Consider the following 20301-nt stretch of genomic DNA (forward strand, 5'->3'; position numbering starts at 1 on the left):
ACATCAGCTTTTGCACCGGGTCCGGTGCGCTGGACCAGGCCGTGCAAGCCGTTACCGGCCTGCCTACGGTCCTGGTCGGTGAGAAGGACCCGGCCGCGTCCCGGCTGCTGGCCGCGCGCATGCCCGGCGCGCGCAACCTGGGTGACATCACCGCGGTCGACTTCGCGGAGCTGGCCGCCTCTGTGCCGCGCCCTCGGGCGCTGACCGCCGGGTTTCCCTGCCAGGACATCTCCAACGCCGGACCTCGGGGAGGGATCGCCGGTGACCGCTCCGGACTGTGGAAAACCATCGCCGACGCCGTTCGCCACCTTCGACCCCGCCTCGTCTTCCTGGAGAACGTCGCCGCCATCCGCAGTAGGGGACTCGACGTCGTCGCCGCCGACCTGGCCGCGCTCGGGTACGACGCGCGGTGGATGTGCCTACGCGCTGGAGATCCCGAAGTCGGCGCCTGTCACCGGCGTGACCGCTGGTTCGCCGTCGCGTATCCCGCTACTGAAGACCCCCACCTCACAGTTGGGACGCAATGGGGGACCCCAGCACCCGGACAAGCGCAAGGCGGGCGGGCACGGGCCCACGCTGGAGGACGAAGTGGTCTTCTTGCTGCCCCCGACGGCCAGCTGACCCTGCTCCCGACACCGGCCGCGGCCGACGGGACCGGCGGCCCCGGAACCTCTGCCAAGCGGCAGGGCGGGATGAACCTGCGCACCGCCGTGACCCTGCTGCCCACACCGGCGGCACGCGACTGGAAGTCCGGCGCCTCCAACCTGCTGGGCACCAACTCCCGTCCGCTGAACGAGGTGGTGGTCAACCTACTGCCCACTCCCAAGGCGTCCGACGGACCGCACGGAGGGCCCAACCAGCGCGACACGGCCGGGAACTACTACCTGCCCGGCCAGGCCGTCCGCCTGGACGGGCGGTGGGTGGCCACCAACGGCACCGACTACGGGCCTGCCATCCGGCGTTGGGAGGCAGTGCTGGGACGTTCCGCGCCCGAGCCGACCGAGGCGGGCACCAAGGGCAACCGCCGACTGTCCCCGGCGTTCGTGGAATGGATGATGGGCGCCGATCCCGGCTGGGTCACCGGCACGGACCTGGAACTTTCCCGCTCCGACCAGCTCAAGATCCTCGGCAACGGCGTCGTCATCCACCAAGCCGCACTCGCCTACCGCGCGCTGCTCGCCGCGACCGTGGCTGAAGCCGCGGGTCCCGCACTGGCTCAGCTCGCCCTGGACATCGCCTAGATGTGGCTGGGGCGGTCGCCTCTCGCCAAAGACCGCGACCGCCCCGGTTCTCCGTCCTTCGACAGAAACAGGAGACCTCCAGCATGACACCTGACCGCAAGACCCCGCGGCCACGGGCCGTGAACCGCCTGGACGATGACCACCTGTGTACCGCGCTGGAGTTGGCAGCGGTCGGCGTGCCGGTGCTGCCTCTGCGGAAGGGGAAGGGCCCGTTCGGGAACTGCCGCGCGTGCGCCAAGAATGCTTGCGGCGGCCGACCGAACATGAAGAGCGCGGGGCTCTGCCAGTGCCCCGGTGTCTGCCACGCGTGGGCCGCAGCCACCACCGACCTGAGTGTCATCAACTCCCCTCTGTGGGCAGCAGCATGGCGTCAAGCCGTGTGCGCCGGCTACCACCCCGGAGGTGCGGGGCTGACTGTGGTCGACCTCGACAACGCGACGGCCGTCGCGTGGGCGCGCGAGACGCTGCCGGTCACGCGCACGGTGGTCACGACGCGCGGTGAGCACTGGCTGTACCAGGGCGTCATGCCGTCGCACAACGCAGTGCGGGCGGGCGTGGACATAAAGTCCAGCATGTCCTACGCCCGTTGGCTCGGACCTGGCACCGGCATCATGGCCGCCCTGCCGCCTGCCGTCCTCGCCTTGGTCGTGAGGGAAGAGACCACCCCCGCCCGCGGGGAGGTGGTCTCTTCCCTCCCTGCGGGCGCCACGTGGGATCGGACGGTGGCCACCGGCTGCCGCCACACCGAGCAGTACATCCGCACCGGCCTCGAACGCGGCCTCGCCCTCGTGCGCGCCCGCGCCGAATCCGGGGCCGCCTCACAGGCGTTCGGTGTCGCCCGGTTCCTGGGAGCTCAGCACGCGCAGTGCCCCGGACCGTGCGGGCTGGACGCTATCGGCTGGCAGATCGCCGCGGCGGCCGTCTCCGTCGGTGTGCCCGAGGGCTACGCGCGCCGCGCGGTCGCCAACGGTCTCCAGACGGCCGAGAGGAGCGCGGCGTGACCGTTAAGTCCCGAACTCATCTCAAAAGGCAGCAGAACGCCGTACAGCGCCCATCGCGGGCGACCGTGGGCGACCGAAAGGGCGTCGCCGAAGGCGTCCGCACTGCCGTTGGTCCTGACCCGCAGAGGGGCGACGGCCGTCGCCCGCTGTTGAGCCCCCTCGAAGGGAGGGCGGCCTCATGACCACACAGCCTGTGGACAGCCCCGACCTGTGGGCCGGACTGTCCACCCTGGAAGAGCCGCCCGTGCCCGTGTGGGAGGACCCTGTTCCACTCGCCGGACCGCGCAAGCTCACCGCCTTCCCCGTCGGCGCGCTGCCGGGCTGGCTGCGGGAGTTCGTGGCCGCAGTCGCCGAGGAGACACAGACCCCTGTCGACCTCGCCGGATGTGTCGCTCTGTCCGTGCTCGCCACGGCGGCCGGCGGCCGGTCGCAGGTGCAGGTGCGCGGGCACTGGCGCGAGCCCACCAACCTCTACGTCGTCGTCTCGCTGCCGCCCGCCAACCGCAAGTCCGCCGTGTTCGGCCTGCTCACGGACCCGCTGTACGAGGCAGAACAGCAACTCCGCACGCTGACCCAACCGGCCATCGTGGAAGCCGAGATGACCGTGCGCCTCGCCAAGGAGGCGGCCGACAAGGCCACCGCCAAGGCAGCATCCGCGAGCACGGACGAGCGGGATCAACTGGTGGCCACCGCGATCGCCCTGGCGCAGACTGCGGACAGCGTGACCGTGCCGGCCAAACCGCAGTTGCTCGCCGACGACACCACGGCCGAGACGGTCACCTCGCGTATGGCGGAGCAGGGCGGCCGGATCGCCGTCATGTCCGCCGAGGGCGACATCTTCGACATCATCGCCGGACGCTACTCCGGCAAGCCCAACATGGGCGTCTTCCTCAAAGGCCACGCCGGCGACCGCCTCAAGGTCGACCGGCAGACCCGCGAGGAATACATCGAACACCCCGCCCTCACCATGGGCTTGTGCGTCCAGCCGCAGGTCTTGGACGACATCGGACGGCAAGACGGGTTCAAGGGCCGCGGCCTGCTCGGCAGGTTCCTCTACTCGGTTCCCGAGTCGCTGGTCGGCCGCCGCAAGATTGAGCCCGACCCCATCCCCGAGCAGGTGATGGAGACCTACCGGCGCCACGTCCTGGACCTGACACTGTTCCTTGCCGAGTGGACCGACCCCGCCCTCATCCAGCTCACTCCCGAGGCCGTCGCCACCCTCACCGCCTTTCAGGCGCGAGTGGAACCGATGCTGGAAGCCCGCGGCGGCATCATGGGGCAGATCGGCGACTGGGGCGGCAAGCTGGTCGGCGCCACCGCTCGCATGGCCGCCCTGCTCCACCTCGCCGAACACCTGACCAAGGGGCACACGGTGCCCGTGGCGGAAGCGACCGTGCGCGCCGCGATCGCGCTGGCCGAGTACTTCATCAGCCACAGCCTCGCCGCGTTCGACTCGATGGGCGCCGACCGCATCGCCGAACGGGCCCGCACCGTGCTGGAAGCGCTGCGCACCCACGGGTGGCGCGAGGTCAGCAAGCGGGACCTGATGGTGAAGCTCTCCCGCTCCGAGTTCCGCACCGCCAACGACTTGGACCCCGTGTTGGCCCTGCTGGAAGACCACGGATACGTGCGCGCCCAAGCTGCCCACCGCACCGGAGGACGCGGCCGGCCACCCTCCCCCCGCTACCTGGTCCACCCCCGCCTGACCGACCCGACCGCCTGACCCCCGCCACAGAAACCACAGAATCACAGAAATACCCCGGCAAGCCCCTGACCAGCGCAGACAGCCGCGTCAGGGGCTTGCGGTGCGCTGCCGCAGAAACGAACCGAGAAGCCACAGAAATAACCGGGCACCGGCCGTACCGGTCCGGCCGCCTATTTCTGTGGAGCTTTCCGCGATTTCTGTGACGACCTGCACCGTGCGGCATCGCCGCAGGTCAGACCCGCGATCCAGGGTTTCTGTGTATTTCGTGGTTTCTGTGGCGGCTCTCGGCTGGTTCCCACCTTCCCTTGCCCTCTCGCCCCAGGAGGAGTCGTGGCCAAGCCCCGCGACGAGATGCTGACCATCCCGGAAGTGATCGAAGAGATAGGCGTACCGCGAGCGACGTTCTACCGCTGGCGGCAGTACAAGAAGGGCCCGAAGTCCATCAAGCTCCCGAACGGCGCAGTGCGCATCCGCCGGTCCGAACTGAGCCGGTGGCTCCAGACGCTGGAGGAGAGCGCGTGACGAAGGGCACCGGCAGTGGGGCCGAGCAGAACAACCGCTCGGCCCCGGAGGGGTTTTCGCTCGATGTCCGCCTGTGGAAGGTGTCCAAGGCGCAGAGCAAGACCCGTCCCTACCAACTCCGTTGGAAAGTCGGAGGGAAGGTAAGTAGTGCAACCTTTGCCACGGTGGCGCTCGCAGAGAGCCGCAGATCTGAACTGTGGCAGGCAATGCGTCGTGGCGAGGCATTCCGCATCACGGACGGTCTGCCTGAATCCGAGGTACGGGCCGAGGCCAGTGCAGAGCAAGCCCGTGAGGAACTACCCTGGTTCGCGTTCTGTCGCGAGTACATGGCGATGCGCTGGCCGACCGCCGCAGCCAAGACCCGTGAGGGCATCGCCGATGGGCTCGCCGCGGTGACGCTGGCTCTGGTTGAGCAGGAACAGAAAATTCCGTCGCCGGAAGAGCTGCGTCTCGCCTTCCGGTGGGCGGTCATTCCCAAGAACGCCGAACTTGACCCGCCGGAGGAACTTGAAGACGCTTACGGGTGGATCTCAAGGAAATCGCTTCTCGTCTCTTCGTTGGAAGACCCGAAGATCCTTCGCGATGTTCAGTATCGGATCTCCTTCAAACTGGACGGCACCCCCGCGGCGGGGGAGACCTCCCGTCGTCGTCGGCGCGCGCTTAACACCGCAGTTGAATACGCCATCGAGCGCAAGCTTCTGACGGAGAATCCACTCACCGCTATCAAGAGGGTGAAGAGTGCTTCATCGGACCGTGTGGACCCCCGCGTTCTGGTGAACAAGACGCAGGCTGCTCAACTCCTCGCCTCGGTCTCGTACGTCGGGACATGGGATCGCAAGAAGGGTCGGCGTCTGGTGGGCTTCTACGCGGTCATGTACTTCGCGGGGCTTCGTCCGAGCGAGGCTGTAGGCCTCAGCAAGGCTGATTGCTTCCTTCCGGAGAAGGGGTGGGGCGTTCTGACGCTTCACGACACGCACCCCGTGTCGGGCAAGCAATGGACAGACAGCGGAGAACGCCACGACAAGCGCGGGCTGAAGTCGAGGGACGCCAAGGAAGACCGGCCAGTCCCGATACCCCCGCCGCTCGTTGCCATGCTCCGCGCCCACCTGAAGGAGTTCGGCACGGCCAAGGACGGACGGCTCTTCACGAACGAACGGGGAGGTCTGGTGGGCAGCAGCACCTATTGGCGCGTGTGGCGGGATGCTCGCGCGTACGCCCTCCCACCGGACCTTCAGACGTCCACCCACGGGGGACGGCCGTACGACCTGCGGCACACCTGCATCACGACATGGCTGAACGCCGGTGTGCCCGTGGCCGAGGTCGCCCGGAGGGTCGGCAACTCGCCGGAGGTCATCCACCGTGTCTACGAAGGGTGTATCTACGGCCAGGAACAGGCCATGAACAGGAAGATCGAGATGGAACTCGATTGGCCGGACGAGTGAGCTGACCATGTCGGATATGGGGCGCTGGGTTCAGGGCACGCCCGGTTGCCCTGCTCATCTCGACTCATTCGCCGTCCAGTTGACCAGTGTGTTCCGTGGGGCACGGTGCTGCTACCGGCGCCCCGCAGGTCGCTGCTGCGAGGAAGGACAATTCCGTGCATTTGCCGCGTCCTGGCTCGTATCCACTTTTGATGCACTCAGGTGGCGCGTCCGCTGGAGGAGCCGCAGCCTGGAGACGCTTAGTTCTCTTACCTTTGAGGCTGGTGGCCGAATGCGCGTTCTAATTCAGATGCGTGTAGCTCCGGATATCACTGCCGGAGTCATCGACGAACCGGACAAGCAAACGCCTTCGGATGTCGCCGGTGATCTCCCCGGCGTCGTCGTGGATCACACTTATCTCCCTGTGGCGATGCCTAAACCGGTACCTGTGGAGCCAGGTGTTCTATCGCTTCGGCAGCCGCTCACATTCTCGCTGAATCGTGACGAGGCAAGCGTGCTTGTGCGAGGCGAGATTGCAGATGACGAACTGGCAGTGCGTCTGGCGTCACTGTCCATGCAACGGCCGGACATCATCGGTGTGTTCTCCGACGCGGCGGTGCAAACCCTTCCTGTCCGTCCCGGGGACCCACCCGATGGCAGCTGGGAGGACGTAGCTCGGCAGCTACTTGTTGAGGAGCTGGGAAGAGAGGGGCTGACCGGTACCTCGGTGCCTGTTGCTGTTGTCGATACGGGTATCAATGCTGGTCACTTGTCCACAGCGCGTGGAGACTTTGCGATTGACACAGCTGAGAGTTGGAGTCCTCCGAGCGTTCCTCATCTTCCAGGGGAGTTCCCCGTTGGCCACGGCACGATGTGTGCTTTCGATGCGCTCATCGCGGCTCCGGGCGCCACCATTTTGGACGTGTCCGTGCTTCTATCGCGGCGCAGGGAGCGGACCGTCATGGAGGGGTATCTGTCCGACGCTGTCGCGGCCTACGCTCATCTCCGCCGGCTGCTCACTAGTCTGCCAGTCGACAGGCGCACCCTTGTTGTGACCAACAGTTGGGGGGTTTTCGACCCCGACACCGACTTCCCTCCTGGCCACCCGGGTAACTACTCAGACAGTCTTGCGCACCCTTTTAACTTGGCTGTTGCAGGCCTGGAGGCCGCGGGTGCGGATCTCGTCTTCGCCGCAGGCAACTGTGGAAGGGAATACCCCGACGGCAGATGTCGTTTTGAGAGTCGTCCTATTGTCGGTGCAAACTCGCATCCGCAGGTCTTGTCGATCGGCGGTGTAGATGTCAAGGGAACTCGGGTGGGTTACTCATCACAGGGCCCAGGGCGCCTGGACGTTGAGAAGCCGGACGTATGCTCCTTCACGCACTTCCTCGGTTCGGAGGCGTTCGGGTCGGGGACACCTGACTCAGGGACATCTGCGGCCTGCCCGGTTGTCGCTGGCGTGGTGGCCGCGCTTCGAACCAGGTGGTTGCCAGAGCGGGTCAGTCCGAAGGAGCTGCGGCGGATCATCAAGCGGACTGCGGATGACCGTAACGAGGCGGTCTTCAGCAACGATTACGGATATGGGCTGCTCAATGTGCGTGGCGTCCTGGAGACGCTGCGTCGGCGCCGATGAGGCCCTGGACTGGTGGTTTAGATGCTGAGTAATCGCAAACTTCTCGTCACTGTGACCCTACCCACGGCCGCGACATTTGAGCAAGCCCTGGATCGTTTGGGTCTATCGACTGAAGAGGCGGATGCCGACTACGGGCTGGTCCCACTCAGGGAAGAAGCCGGTAAGTATGCCCTCCTGGTCACGGAGGCCGCGGCAGCCCGCTTGGAGCACGAGGAAGGGTCTAAGCGGCCCGATGGCGTCTTCTCCAACCCCAAGATCGAGCCTTTTGGGCCGCCAGTGATGTGATCCGTGCGGGCTGGCCCTGCGTCGCCTGAAGCCTTGCCTGGCCTCGTAGCCATCTCAAGGTAGTGGGCAGTCGGGTCTATCGCAGCTCTATCGCGATCAGCGCGCAACAACGACAAAGAGCGGGACCCAGTGAGACTGGGTCCCGCTCTCTCATGTCGGCATCCGCCCTGGTCAGCGCTTGATTTCTGCTGTTCCTAGGCGAGTGCCCCCGGCAGGATTCGAACCTGCGCACACGGCTCCGGAGGCCGTTGCTCTATCCCCTGAGCTACGGGGGCGTGTCGGGCGCTTTGTGCGGCGACGGGTAGAACCCTACCAGCTCTTTCAGGGGTGATCGCCACGTGTTTTGGATGGAGCGGGTGGTGTTGCGGAGGTGGGTGGGGGGAGTGAGGTGCGGGTCTGCGCGGGGGGTGGGGGCCGGGCGGGGCGGAAGTGGGGAAAAGCCGGACGCGGGCGTGGGCGCGGACCTACTCTCGAGTTGTGTCAGGCGCGTCCGGCCGGGTGCTTGTTGTGGACGACAACAAGGTCATCCGGCAGCTGATCAGGGTCAACCTCGAGCTGGAGGGTCTCGAGGTCGTGACCGCGGCTGACGGTGCCGAGTGTCTGGACGTCGTCCACCAGGTTCGGCCCGATGTCGTCACCCTCGACGTCGTGATGCCCCGGCTCGACGGCCTCCGTACCGCCGCTCGGCTGCGCGCCGACCCGCGGACCCGGAATCTGCCCGTCGCCATCGTCAGTGCCTGCACGCAGTACGAGGTCGAGAGCGGGCTCGACCTCGGCGTCGACGCCTTTCTCGCCAAGCCCTTCGAGCCCTCCGAACTTGTCCGGCTCGTACGGCAGTTGATCGAGCGGCGCGAGGTGGGTGGCGGTGGGCCGGACGGTGCCGTCGAGGAGACCGAGCGGGCCGGGCGCACCGGTCATTGACCCCCGCCTCAGCGAGTGCCGTGTCATTGGCTTCCCCTTCATCGGCTTCCCCGTCGTCGAGTTCCGCCTCATCGGCTTCCCTGTCGCCGAGGGCCGCCCCATCGAGTTCCGCGGCGACCGCTTCCGCGTCGACCACTGAGCTGTGGAGCCGCCGCCGCATGCCGGTCCGGTTCAGGTTCATGGGGGGTTCCGTGCGTCGGGTGGCCGCGTTTGTCCGCTGAAGGCCCCGGCCATCCCGCCCCGGCCATCCCGCCTCGCCCCGGCCACCCCGCCTCGCCGTCGCGAACAGGTCCGTCGCGACGGACCCGTTCGGACCCGTTCGGGCTCCGGCTGGGATCCCGGTCCGTCCGAGCCGCGCCCCTCCCCGCACCGCCGACGCCCGCACCGGCGCCCCCGGCGCCCCCGCCCCCCGCGCAGCCACCCCGCCCCCATCCCCCGTCCACATCCCGGACCATCGTCAAACCGGCTCGCGTTCCCACCCCCCTCCTCCCCTAGGCTTGTCCCGTGACTCCCGTCGAGCTCTCTCGTACCGTGCTGTGCGCGGTGCGTCGTGCTGTCGACGGGGGGGAGCTGGACGTCTCCGTGCCCGCGAGCGTGGCGGTCGGTCCGCCGGGGCCCGGTGGGTGCGGGGACTACGCGTCGAACGTCGCGTTGCGGCTGGCCGGGCAGGCGCGCCGGCCGGCCCGGGACGTCGCCGAGGTATTGCGGCCGCACATCGAGGGTGACCCCGGTGTCGCCGGGGTGACCGTCACCGGACCCGGTTTCCTCAACATCACCCTCGCCGCCGGCGCGTCCGCCGGCCTCGTCGAACAGGTCCTGGAACAGGGGACGCGCTACGGGTACGGCGACACCCTCGCCGGACAGCTCGTCGAGCTGCGCGTTCCCTATGACACCCGGGCCGAGATCGTCGCCGACGCCCTCGTACGGATCGTCGCCACCCAGGGCGGACGCGCCGAGGTCCGGCACGCCGAGCCCGTGAACCTCCGGCCCGTGCCCGCGCCCGAGGACCCCGCCCTCCTCGGACACGACGCCGCCCGCTGGGCGCTGCTCCACCCCGCGGCGCACGACCGGCCCCGGATCAGCGCCGACCACCTTCTCCAGCGCGAGAGCAACCCCCTCTTCCGCGTCCGGTACGCCCACGCCCGCACCCGGGCCCTGCGCCGCAACGCCGCCACCCTCGGCTACAGCCACAGCCACAGTCACGGGCACAACAGCCAGAGCCAGAGCCAGAGCCGGGTCGGCGTCCCCGCCGGTACCTCCGGTACAGGTGTCTCCCCGGCCCCCGCGCCCGCCCGCTTCGGCACCACCCCCGCCGAAACCGACCTCCTCGCCGCCCTGGCCGACTACCCGCACGCCCTGCGTCTCGCCGCGCGGGACCGGGCGCCCGATCGGGTGGCGCGGCATCTGGTCGTGACCGCGGACGCCGTTCTCGGTTTCCAGTACACCGTGCTGCCGCTCGGCGACGAGAAACCCTCGGCCGCCCACCGTGCCCGGCTCGCGCTCGCCGAAGCCGCCGGGGCGGTGCTGGCCGGTGGCCTGTCCCTGCTCGGCATCAGCGCACCCGAATACCTTTGACGAAGCAGAAAGCACTACAGACATGAGCCGTTCCGCGCACCCCGCCGGGCCCCGTCACGCCGACGTCCTCACCGAGGGCCACTACAGCGCACCGCCCGCCGACCTCAACGCCCTCGACCCCAAGGTGTGGTCGCACACCGTGAGCCGCGGCGAGAACGGTGCCGTCCGCGTCGGCGGGCTCGAAGTCACCGCACTGGCCGAGGAGTTCGGCACTCCGGCGTACTTCCTCGACGAGAGCGACTTCCGCGAGCGGGCGCGTGCCTGGCGCACCGCGTTCGGGCACGACGCCGACGTCTTCTACGCGGGCAAGGCCTTCCTCTCGCGCGCCGTCGTGCGGTGGCTGCACGAGGAGGGGCTCAACCTGGACGTGTGTTCCGGGGGTGAGCTGGCGACGGCCCTGTCCGCCGGGATGCCCGCCGACCGCATCGCCTTCCACGGCAACAACAAGTCCACCGACGAGATCCGTACGGCCGTCGAGGCCGGGGTCGGACGGATCGTGCTCGACTCCTTCCAGGAGATCGTGCGGGTCGCCCACATCGCGCAGTCCCTCGGCAGGCGGCAGCGGGTGCAGATCCGGGTGACGGTGGGCGTCGAGGCGCACACGCACGAGTTCATCGCCACGGCGCACGAGGACCAGAAGTTCGGGATCGCGCTCGCGGACGGGCAGGCCGCCGAGGCCGTACGCCGGGCCCTCGCGCTCGACGCGCTCGAACTCGTCGGGATCCACTCGCACATCGGCTCGCAGATCTTCGACATGGCCGGCTTCGAGGTGGCGGCCCGACGGGTGGTCGCGCTGCTGGCCGCCGTGCGGGACGAGCACGGGGTCGAACTGCCCGAGATCGACCTCGGCGGCGGCCTCGGCATCGCGTACACCAGTGACGACGACCCCCGTGAGCCGCACGAGATCGCCAAGGCGCTGAGCGAGATCGTGACGCGTGAGTGCGAGGCCGCGAAGCTGCGTACGCCGCGGATCTCCGTGGAGCCGGGGCGCGCCATCGTCGGCCCGACCGCGTTCACGCTGTACGAGGTGGGCACGATCAAGCCGCTCGACGGGCTGCGGACCTACGTCTCGGTGGACGGCGGCATGTCCGACAACATCCGCACCGCGCTCTACGACGCCGAGTACAGCGTCGCCCTCGTCTCGCGCGTCTCCGAGGCCGAGCCGATGCTCGTGCGGGTCGTCGGCAAGCACTGCGAGAGCGGGGACATCGTGGTCAAGGACGCGTTCTTGCCGGCCGATCTGGCGCCGGGCGACCTGATCGCGGTGCCGGCCACCGGCGCGTACTGCCGGTCCATGGCCAGCAACTACAACCACGCGCTGCGCCCGCCGGTCGTCGCCGTGAGGGACGGCGCGGCCCGGGTGATCGTCCGCCGCGAGACGGAGGAGGACCTCCTGCGTCTCGACGTCGGGTGAGGCGCGGGGGCCCGACGGCGGGAGCCCGGACCGTCCGGTGCGGAACCGGGCGCAAGATCTCCTGTCGGCACCTTTCAGAAAAATGAAATGGACGTCTCACGATCCGGACGAAGGGTAGAAACTCCCGTCCGGTGAGTGAGACTGGTCCAACCGAAGACGGTATGAGGAAACGAGGTCGGATGATGCGTACGCGTCCGCTGAAGGTGGCGCTGCTGGGCTGCGGGGTTGTCGGCTCAGAGGTGGCTCGCATCATGACGACGCACGCCGACGACCTCACGGCCAGGATCGGCGCCCCCGTCGAGCTCGCGGGCGTGGCCGTGCGCCGGCCCTCCAAGGTGCGCGCGGGCATCGACCCCGCCCTGGTCACCACCGACGCCACCGCCCTCGTCAAACGCGGGGACATCGACGTGGTCGTCGAGGTCATCGGCGGCATCGAGCCCGCCCGTTCGCTGATCACCACCGCGTTCGAGCACGGCGCCTCCGTCGTCTCCGCGAACAAGGCGCTGCTCGCCCAGGACGGGGCCGCCCTGCACGCGGCGGCCGAGGAGCACGGCAGGGACCTCTACTACGAGGCCGCCGTCGCCGGCGCCATCCCGCTGATCCGTCCGCTGCGCGAGTCCCTCGCCGGCGACAAGATCAACCGGGTCATGGGCATCGTCAACGGCACCACCAACTTCATCCTCGACAAGATGGACTCCACGGGGGCGGGCTATCAGGAGGCCCTCGACGAGGCCACCGCGCTCGGGTACGCCGAGGCCGACCCCACCGCCGACGTCGAGGCCTTCGACGCGGCCGCCAAGGCCGCCATCCTCGCCGGGATCGCCTTCCACACGCGGGTGCGCCTCGACGACGTCTACCGCGAGGGCATGACCGAGGTCACCGCCGCCGACTTCGCCTCGGCGAAGGGCATGGGCTGCACCATCAAGCTGCTCGCCCTGTGCGAGCGGGCCGCCGACGGGGGCTCGGTGACGGCGCGCGTCCATCCCGCGATGATTCCGCTGACCCACCCGCTCGCCTCCGTGCGCGGCGCGTACAACGCCGTGTTCGTCGAGTCGGAGGCCGCCGGCCAGCTCATGTTCTACGGGCCGGGCGCCGGCGGCGCCCCCACCGCGTCCGCCGTCCTCGGCGACCTGGTGGCCGTCTGCCGCAACAAGCTCGGCGGGTCCACGGGCCCCGGCGACTCGGCGTACACCCAGCTGCCCGTCTCGCCCATGGGCGAGGTCGTCACGCGGTACCACATCAGCCTCGACGTGGCCGACAAGCCAGGTGTCCTCGCCCAGGTCGCCACCGTCTTCGCCGAGCACGGGGTGTCCATCGACACCGTGCGCCAGTCGGGCAAGGACGGCGAGGCCTCCCTCGTCGTCGTCACCCATCGAGCGTCCGACGCGTCCCTCGCCGGGACGGTCGAGGCGTTGCGCGGCCTCGACACCGTGCGGGGCGTCTCCAGCATCATGCGGGTTGAAGGGGAGTAACGAGCAATGACCCACCAGTGGCGCGGAATCATCGAGGAGTACCGGGACCGGCTTCCGGTGTCCGACAGCACGCCGGTCGTGTCGCTCCGCGAGGGCGGTACGCCGCTCGTGCCCGCGCAGGTGCTCTCCGAGCGCACGGGCTGCGAGGTCCACCTCAAGGTGGAGGGCGCCAACCCGACCGGCTCCTTCAAGGACCGCGGGATGACGATGGCCATCACGCGGGCGAAGGAGGAGGGCGCGAAGGCCGTCATCTGCGCCTCAACCGGCAACACCTCGGCGAGCGCCGCCGCCTACGCCGTACGGGCCGGGATGGTGTGTGCCGTCCTGGTGCCGCGGGGCAAGATCGCGCTCGGCAAGATGGGCCAGGCCCTCGTGCACGGCGCCAAGATCCTCCAGGTCGACGGCAACTTCGACGACTGCCTGACGCTGGCGCGCTCGCTGTCCGACAACTACCCGGTGGCGCTGGTCAATTCGGTGAACCCGGTGCGTATCGAGGGCCAGAAGACCGCTGCCTTCGAGATCGTGGACATGCTCGGCGACGCGCCCGACATCCATGTCCTTCCGGTGGGCAACGCGGGCAACATCACCGCGTACTGGAAGGGGTACACGGAGTACGCCGCCGACGGCGTGGCCGCGAAGACCCCGCGCATGTGGGGGTTCCAGGCGTCCGGCTCCGCGCCCATCGTGCGCGGCGAGATCGTCAAGGACCCGTCGACCATCGCCACCGCGATCCGGATCGGCAACCCGGCCTCCTGGCAGTTCGCGCTGGCCGCGCGGGACGAGTCGGGCGGCTTCATCGACGAGGTGACGGACCGTGAGATCCTGCGCGCCTACCGGCTGTTGGCCGCGCAGGAGGGTGTCTTCGTCGAGCCCGCGTCCGCCGCGTCCGTCGCCGGTCTGCTGAAGGCCGCCGAGCAGGGCAAGGTCGACCCGGGCCAGCGCATCGTCTGCACCGTCACCGGAAACGGTCTCAAGGACCCCGACTGGGCCGTCGCGGGAGCTCCGCAGCCGGTCACGGTCCCGGTGGACGCGGCGACGGCGGCGGAGCGGCTCGGTCTGGCCTAGGCGCCGGGGCTTCGTCCGGCCCGGCTTCACACCGGTCCGGCCGCCGGCGTGAAGTCGGGCCGACAACGGCCTGATTCCGCCGGGCGGGGCATCCGGGGCGCACCCGCCGTACGGACGCGCAGCAGCCGTACGGGGCCCACCGGTCCCGTACGGACGCGACCGGTCCCGTACGGGGCCCGCGGGAGCCGTGCGAACGGGGGAACTCGCCGTGAGCGGACGGGAAACCGCCGGAAAGGCGACGGGAACCGTCCGTTCGTGGGGTCATCCCCATGTCGACCCGACAGGGGGTGCACGAGGGGCTTACGACACGCATCGTGCGCCTCCTGTGCGCCCTATGTCGCCACAGAACCTTCCTTCGATAGGCTGTACCGAACCCGCCCGCCGCATATGCCGCGGTGTCGCGCGGTCATCGCGGACCCCGGGTCCACGTGCCCGTCCGTCGTGGTTCATCTCGCAGTTCCTCGAAAATCTCGTACATCACGCAGCTCAAGGAGAGTCATCGAGCGATGGCCGGTCCAGCGTTCCGCGCCGCCGCCGTCCGGGTGCGCGTCCCCGCCACCAGTGCCAACCTCGGCCCGGGTTTCGACGCCTTCGGCCTGTCACTGGGGCTCTACGACGACGTGGTCGTCCGGGTGGCCGACTCAGGACTGCACATCGACATCGCGGGTGAGGGCAGCGAGACGCTGCCGCGCGACGAGAAGCATCTCCTCGTACGTTCCCTGCGCACCGCCTTCGACCTGCTCGGCGGACAGCCGCGCGGCCTGGAGATCGTGTGCGCCAACCGCATCCCGCACGGCCGGGGCCTCGGCTCCTCGTCGGCCGCCATCTGCGCCGGCATCGTCGCCGCCCGCGCGGTGACGATAGGCGGGGACAGCAGGCTCGACGACACCGCCCTCCTGGAGCTCGCGACCGAGATCGAGGGACACCCCGACAACGTCGCGGCCTGTCTGCTCGGCGGATTCACGCTCTCCTGGATGGAGTCGGGCGCCGCGCGCGCCATCAGGATGGACCCCGCGGACTCCATCGTTCCGGTGGTCTTCGTCCCCGGAAAGCCCGTCCTCACCGAGACCGCGCGCGGTCTGCTGCCGCGCACCGTCCCGCACGTCGACGCCGCCGCCAACGCGGGCCGCGCCGCCCTGCTCGTCGAGGCGCTGACCCGTCGCCCCGAGCTGCTGCTGCCCGCCACCGAGGACCGGCTGCACCAGGAGTACCGCGCCCCGGCGATGCCCGAGAGCGCCGCTCTCGTGGAGCGCCTGCGCGCCGACGGCATCCCGGCCGTGATCTCCGGCGCGGGCCCCACCGTCCTCGCGCTCGCGGACCGCGCGTCGGCCGACAAGGTGGCCGATCTCGCAGGTCAGGGCTGGGCGGCCAACCGTCTGGACCTCGATGCGCAGGGGGCGTGCGTGCTGCCCCTCGCACCCGTCGAGGTCGATTGACGACGCACGGTTGCCGGATTTGGAGAGGGGGAATGTTTGTTGGATCCGGTAGTGTTAACCTCAAGTCTGCACCCGACCCCACCATGGCGAGGTGCTTCGCGTCCCTGTCCGGGACACCCATTCTTCCGGGAGCCTCCCAAACTGCTACGTGCCTTGCATTGGGTGCTATGCGCTGAGCAGTGCTGAGCACGCTCCGGAACCGGCGTGACCGAGCCGATGACACCGAACCTCAGTGCCACGGCTCAGGAATCGTCATCACCAGCAATGTCTTCCGCCGCTTTGGCGGACCACCGCCCCGGCACGGTCCACACAGCAAGGGCCAATGCCGGACAGCACAACCGGTCGCCGAGCCAGACAGGCCGACGTCCGCTCCAGGGAAGGACCCTTCGTGAGCGACACCACCGATCTGATGGGCGCACGTGTCGAGGAGACCGCTGCCGCGCCCGCCACGGACGCCTCCGCGCCTGCCACCGGTGCCGGCTCCAGGCGACGCCGCGGTACCGGCCTCGAGGGCATGGTGCTGGCCGAGCTCCAGCAGGTCGCATCCGGCCTCGGCATCAGGGGCACCGCGCGGATGCGCAAGAGCCAGCTGATCGAGGTCATCAAGGAGGCCCAGGCCGGCGGCGGCGCTCCCGCCAAGACGGCGCCGGACGCCGCCGAGACCAAGCCGAAGCGCCGGACCACCTCGAAGGCCCGTACGGGTGACGAGGCCGCCGCCCCGGCCGTCGACAAGGCCGAGAAGGCCGCCGAGAAGGCTGTCTCCCAGCAGCAGATCGAGATCCCCGGCCAGCCGGCCGGCGGCCCCTCCCGCGCGAGCGAGGCCGAGCGTGAGGCCGACCGCGGGGGAGACGACGCCCCCGCCGAGCGCCGCCGTCGCCGTGCCACCGCCGAGGCGGGCAGCCCCGAGACGGTCGCCGCCGAGGCGAAGAACGAGACGCAGGGCGACGCCGAGGGCGCCGACGGCCGTCGCGAGCGCCGTGACCGCCGCGACCGCGACCGTGGCGGCCGCGACCGCCGCCCGAACAAGGGCGACGAGCAGCAGGGCGGCCAGGGCGCCGGCCAGCAGCGTCCCGAGCGGCAGGAACGTCAGGAGCGCCAGGACCGTCAGCAGCAGGGCGGTGGCCGTCAGGACCGCCAGCAGCCGCGTGACAACGCCCCCCGTGACAACGGCCCGCGTGACAACGGACCGCAGGACGACGACGACTTCGAGGGCGGCCGCCGTGGCCGTCGGGGCCGTTACCGGGACCGCCGTGGCCGTCGCGGACGCGACGAGATCGCCGAGCCGCAGGTCGCCGACGACGACGTGCTGATCCCCGTCGCGGGCATCCTCGACATCCTCGACAACTACGCGTTCATCCGTACGTCGGGCTACCTGCCGGGTCCCAACGACGTGTACGTCTCCCTGGCCCAGGTCCGCAAGAACGGTCTGCGCAAGGGTGACCACGTCACCGGCGCGGTCCGTCAGCCCAAGGACGGCGAGCGCCGCGAGAAGTTCAACGCGCTCGTGCGCCTGGACTCCACCAACGGCATGGCGCCCGACTCGGGCCGCGGCCGGCCGGAGTTCAACAAGCTCACGCCGCTGTACCCGCAGGACAGGCTCCGTCTGGAGACCGACCCGGGTGTGCTGACGACCCGCATCATCGACCTCGTCGCGCCGATCGGCAAGGGCCAGCGCGGTCTGATCGTGGCCCCGCCGAAGACCGGCAAGACCATGATCATGCAGGCGATCGCCAACGCGATCACGCACAACAACCCCGAGTGCCACCTGATGGTCGTCCTGGTCGACGAGCGTCCGGAAGAGGTCACCGACATGCAGCGGTCGGTCAAGGGCGAGGTCATCTCCTCGACCTTCGACCGTCCGGCCGAGGACCACACCACGGTCGCCGAGCTCGCCATCGAGCGCGCCAAGCGTCTGGTGGAGCTGGGCCACGACGTCGTCGTGCTGCTCGACTCGATCACCCGTCTGGGCCGCGCGTACAACCTCGCCGCCCCGGCCTCCGGCCGCATCCTGTCCGGTGGTGTCGACTCGACCGCGCTGTACCCGCCGAAGCGCTTCTTCGGTGCCGCGCGCAACATCGAGGACGGCGGCTCGCTGACGATCCTGGCCACCGCGCTCGTCGACACCGGCTCGCGCATGGACGAGGTCATCTTCGAGGAGTTCAAGGGCACCGGCAACGCCGAGCTCAAGCTGGACCGGAAGCTGGCCGACAAGCGCGTCTTCCCGGCGGTGGACGTCGACGCGTCCGGTACCCGCAAGGAAGAGCTCCTGCTCGGCAGCGACGAGCTCGCCATCACCTGGAAGCTGCGTCGCGTGCTCCACGCGCTCGACCAGCAGCAGGCGATCGAGCTGCTGCTCGACAAGATGAAGCAGACGAAGTCGAACGCCGAGTTCCTGCTCCAGATCCAGAAGACCACGCCGTCGCCGGGCAACGGCAACGACTGATCTCCTCGCGTCCCCGGTCCTCGACGACCGGGATTCGCAGGGCGGAACCGCAAAGGGCCGCCCCCGTCACCCTGGGTGACGGGGGCGGCCCTCTGCGCTGTCCGGGACACGTGTACGATCGCGCCTTCGAACTTCTGCTGAACCAGATCTGAACTCTTATCTCTGAGGGGGGACTTGAGTGGATACGTCCATGTCCGGGGGCGGTCGGCACAGACGCCGCATACGGATCGCCGTCCCGGTCGCCGCGGCGGGCCTCGCCGCCGTCGTCGCCGGTGCGCTCCTGATGTCGTCCGCGAACGCCGCGCCCGGCCCGGCGACGCTGTCCCTGCCCACCGTGAACCTCGCGAAGGCCACGCCGTCCCGGGCCGCGCTGGAGAAGCGCGTCGCGGGCGCCGTGGCCGGTGACGACACCGCGGGCCGGACGGCCCCGAAGGTGTCCCTGAGCGCCTCCACGACCCCGGCGCACGTGGACCCGAAGATCATCGGTGGCCAGACGACCGCCATCACCACGGCCCCGTGGATGGCCCAACTCTGGTACTACGACGAGGCCAAGGACATCGGCTTCTTCTGCGGTGGCTCCGTCGTCTCCCCGACGAAGATCCTCACGGCCGCGCACTGCACCAAGGACGAGAACGGCAAGACCTACGACTGGGCGGCCAACGGTGCCGTCGTCACGAACACCGCCCAACTGCCCACCACCGACTCGGCGGGCAACACCGACCTGCACAACGGCACGGTCAGCGGCGTCTCGCGCCAGTGGACCCACCCGTCCTACAGCCCCAGCACCATCAACAACGACATCGCGGTCATCACGCTGGCGACCCCGGTCACCGTCAAGCCGATCCGCATGACGACCTCCGGTGACACCGCGTCGTATGCGGCCGGCACCAAGGCGACGCTCTACGGCTGGGGCCGCACCACCTCCACCACCCAGGACATCTCCGAGACGCTGAAGACGGCCACGCTGCCGATCAACTCGGACAGCACGTGCAACACGGCCATGCGGTCGGTCCTCGGTGGCGTGGATGCCTTCGTCGAGGGCCACATGATCTGCGCGGGCGACCCGGCATCCGGCACGGACGCCCGTACCACCAGCGCCTGCAACGGCGACTCCGGCGGCCCGCTGATCGTCAACGGACGCATCGTGGGCGTCGTCTCCTGGGGCGTCGAGAACTGCGTCAAGAAGGGCGCGTACAGCGTCTTCTCGAAGGTCAGCGCCTACGTCGGCGCGGCCTGGCCACGGGTCGAGGACACCAACTTCAGCGGCGACCACAAGGCCGACCTGTGGGTCCGCAACGCGTCGACCAGGACGGGCTACGAGAAGACCTCCAACGGCACCTCGTTCGCCGCGCGGGTGTCGCAGGGCAACTGGGACGGCGTGAACGTCGTGCTCCAGACCGACCTCGACCGTGACGGCATCCAGGACCTCGTGGTCCGTGACAGCGCCACCGGCGACGTCTACTGGGTCCACATCCTGGCCTCGACGGGTCGTTCGGCCACGGACAAGCTCTTCACCAACTGGAAGACCCGCGCCCGGATCATCGCCCCCGGCGACCTCACCGGCGACGGCCTGCCCGACATCCTCTCCGTCGACTCCGCCGGAGTCATGTGGGAGTACCCGGGCAAGGGCAACGGCACCTTCTCGGCGCGCGTCCAGGTCGGCACCGGCTGGAACCAGTACAACTCGGTGCGCGGACACGGCGACTTCACCGGCGACGGCAAGGCCGACCTCATCGCGCGCAGCAAGACCGGCTCGTACGTCTACCTGTACAAGGGCACCGGCAAGACCGGCAGCGGAGCCTTCTCCACCCGCGTCAAGGTGCGCACCTGGGCCGGCTACAACGCCTTCGACGCCGTCGGTGACGTGACCGGCGACGGCAAGGCCGACTTCCTGGCCCGCACCCCCGGCGGCACGCTCTACCTGTACCCCGGGACCGGAAAGGCCACCACCGAGATCTTTGCCACAAGGATCTCGGTAGGTACCGATTTCAAGCAGTACGACATCTTCGGCTGACATCGCAGGTGAGCGGGGTTCTCCCCGCTCCGGCCGATCACGAGGAGTGCCCATCGCGTCACGCGGTGGGCACTTTTCGTCGTGCAACCCTTTCCCGAGTTTCCCCGTCTGACCGTACGGAGTGACCATGGAGCGGTACGCCTCGTCACGACC

14 protein-coding genes and 1 tRNA gene are annotated in these 20301 nt (G+C 69.3%); 14 read left to right on the plus strand and 1 reads right to left on the minus strand.

Annotation, left to right across the window (positions count from 1 at the left end; all coding sequences use genetic code 11):
* Nucleotides 1-41: 41 nt before the first annotated feature.
* The 6 genes from WJM95_RS22370 (at nucleotide 42) to WJM95_RS22395 (ending at nucleotide 7523) form a co-directional block, all read left to right on the plus strand.
* The gene (locus WJM95_RS22370) at nucleotides 42-1241 is read left to right on the plus strand and encodes a DNA cytosine methyltransferase (protein ID WP_339131534.1); all 1200 of its coding nucleotides are present in this window, start codon (nucleotides 42-44) and stop codon (nucleotides 1239-1241) included.
* An 83-nt stretch (nucleotides 1242-1324) separates the two neighbouring features.
* Nucleotides 1325-2242: a bifunctional DNA primase/polymerase gene (locus WJM95_RS22375; protein WP_339131535.1), complete on the plus strand. Its 918-nt coding sequence runs from the start codon at nucleotides 1325-1327 to the stop codon at nucleotides 2240-2242.
* A gap of 178 nt (nucleotides 2243-2420) precedes the next feature.
* Nucleotides 2421-3965, plus strand: a complete 1545-nt coding sequence (locus WJM95_RS22380; RefSeq protein ID WP_339131536.1) for a YfjI family protein — start codon at nucleotides 2421-2423, stop codon at nucleotides 3963-3965.
* Between the two features lie 312 nt (nucleotides 3966-4277).
* The gene (locus WJM95_RS22385; protein ID WP_101400676.1) at nucleotides 4278-4469 is read left to right on the plus strand and encodes a helix-turn-helix domain-containing protein; all 192 of its coding nucleotides are present in this window, start codon (nucleotides 4278-4280) and stop codon (nucleotides 4467-4469) included.
* Nucleotides 4466-5911: a tyrosine-type recombinase/integrase gene (locus tag WJM95_RS22390; protein ID WP_339131537.1), complete on the plus strand. Its 1446-nt coding sequence runs from the start codon at nucleotides 4466-4468 to the stop codon at nucleotides 5909-5911. Before WJM95_RS22385 ends, WJM95_RS22390 begins: the two co-directional genes overlap by 4 nt.
* 289 nt (nucleotides 5912-6200) lie before the next feature.
* Nucleotides 6201-7523, plus strand: a complete 1323-nt coding sequence (locus WJM95_RS22395; RefSeq protein ID WP_339131538.1) for a S8 family serine peptidase — start codon at nucleotides 6201-6203, stop codon at nucleotides 7521-7523.
* 488 nt (nucleotides 7524-8011) lie between these two features.
* Here the strand turns inward: WJM95_RS22395 and WJM95_RS22400 are convergent.
* Nucleotides 8012-8083: transfer RNA gene (locus WJM95_RS22400), tRNA-Arg, on the minus strand.
* A 154-nt stretch (nucleotides 8084-8237) separates the two neighbouring features.
* Here WJM95_RS22400 and WJM95_RS22405 point away from each other — a divergent pair.
* From WJM95_RS22405 to WJM95_RS22440, 8 genes are all read left to right on the plus strand, one after another.
* Nucleotides 8238-8729 carry a response regulator gene (locus WJM95_RS22405; RefSeq protein ID WP_339131539.1) on the plus strand — a complete coding sequence of 164 codons (492 nt, stop codon included), beginning with the start codon at nucleotides 8238-8240 and terminating at the stop codon, nucleotides 8727-8729.
* 504 nt (nucleotides 8730-9233) lie between these two features.
* Nucleotides 9234-10304 carry a DALR anticodon-binding domain-containing protein gene (locus WJM95_RS22410; RefSeq protein ID WP_339131540.1) on the plus strand — a complete coding sequence of 357 codons (1071 nt, stop codon included), beginning with the start codon at nucleotides 9234-9236 and terminating at the stop codon, nucleotides 10302-10304.
* A 22-nt stretch (nucleotides 10305-10326) separates the two neighbouring features.
* Nucleotides 10327-11718 carry a diaminopimelate decarboxylase gene (gene lysA, locus WJM95_RS22415; RefSeq protein WP_339131542.1) on the plus strand — a complete coding sequence of 464 codons (1392 nt, stop codon included), beginning with the start codon at nucleotides 10327-10329 and terminating at the stop codon, nucleotides 11716-11718.
* 182 nt (nucleotides 11719-11900) lie between these two features.
* On the plus strand, nucleotides 11901-13190 hold the full coding sequence (locus WJM95_RS22420; protein WP_339135764.1) for a homoserine dehydrogenase: 1290 nt from the start codon (nucleotides 11901-11903) through the stop codon (nucleotides 13188-13190).
* Between the two features lie 6 nt (nucleotides 13191-13196).
* On the plus strand, nucleotides 13197-14255 hold the full coding sequence (gene thrC / locus WJM95_RS22425; RefSeq protein WP_339131543.1) for a threonine synthase: 1059 nt from the start codon (nucleotides 13197-13199) through the stop codon (nucleotides 14253-14255).
* A gap of 506 nt (nucleotides 14256-14761) precedes the next feature.
* On the plus strand, nucleotides 14762-15691 hold the full coding sequence (thrB, locus tag WJM95_RS22430) for a homoserine kinase (RefSeq protein ID WP_339131544.1): 930 nt from the start codon (nucleotides 14762-14764) through the stop codon (nucleotides 15689-15691).
* Between the two features lie 388 nt (nucleotides 15692-16079).
* Complete coding sequence (gene rho / locus WJM95_RS22435; RefSeq protein WP_339131545.1) at nucleotides 16080-18134, plus strand: transcription termination factor Rho; 2055 nt, start codon at nucleotides 16080-16082, stop codon at nucleotides 18132-18134.
* 190 nt (nucleotides 18135-18324) lie between these two features.
* Nucleotides 18325-20148, plus strand: coding sequence for a trypsin-like serine protease (locus WJM95_RS22440; RefSeq protein ID WP_339131547.1), 1824 nt, complete (start codon nucleotides 18325-18327; stop codon nucleotides 20146-20148).
* Nucleotides 20149-20301 lie beyond the last annotated feature (153 nt).

Origin of the sequence: Streptomyces sp. f51, assembly GCF_037940415.1 — a bacterium.
GTDB lineage: Bacteria > Actinomycetota > Actinomycetes > Streptomycetales > Streptomycetaceae > Streptomyces.

Coding starts and splice junctions, on each gene's coding strand:
- WJM95_RS22375 (WP_339131535.1), top strand. CDS start 1,325: ATGACACCTGACCGCAAGACCCCGCGGCCACGGGCCGTGAACCGCCTG.
- WJM95_RS22380 (WP_339131536.1), top strand. CDS start 2,421: ATGACCACACAGCCTGTGGACAGCCCCGACCTGTGGGCCGGACTGTCC.
- WJM95_RS22395 (WP_339131538.1), top strand. CDS start 6,201: ATGCGTGTAGCTCCGGATATCACTGCCGGAGTCATCGACGAACCGGAC.
- lysA (WP_339131542.1), top strand. CDS start 10,327: ATGAGCCGTTCCGCGCACCCCGCCGGGCCCCGTCACGCCGACGTCCTC.
- WJM95_RS22420 (WP_339135764.1), top strand. CDS start 11,901: ATGCGTACGCGTCCGCTGAAGGTGGCGCTGCTGGGCTGCGGGGTTGTC.
- thrC (WP_339131543.1), top strand. CDS start 13,197: ATGACCCACCAGTGGCGCGGAATCATCGAGGAGTACCGGGACCGGCTT.
- thrB (WP_339131544.1), top strand. CDS start 14,762: ATGGCCGGTCCAGCGTTCCGCGCCGCCGCCGTCCGGGTGCGCGTCCCC.
- WJM95_RS22440 (WP_339131547.1), top strand. CDS start 18,325: ATGTCCGGGGGCGGTCGGCACAGACGCCGCATACGGATCGCCGTCCCG.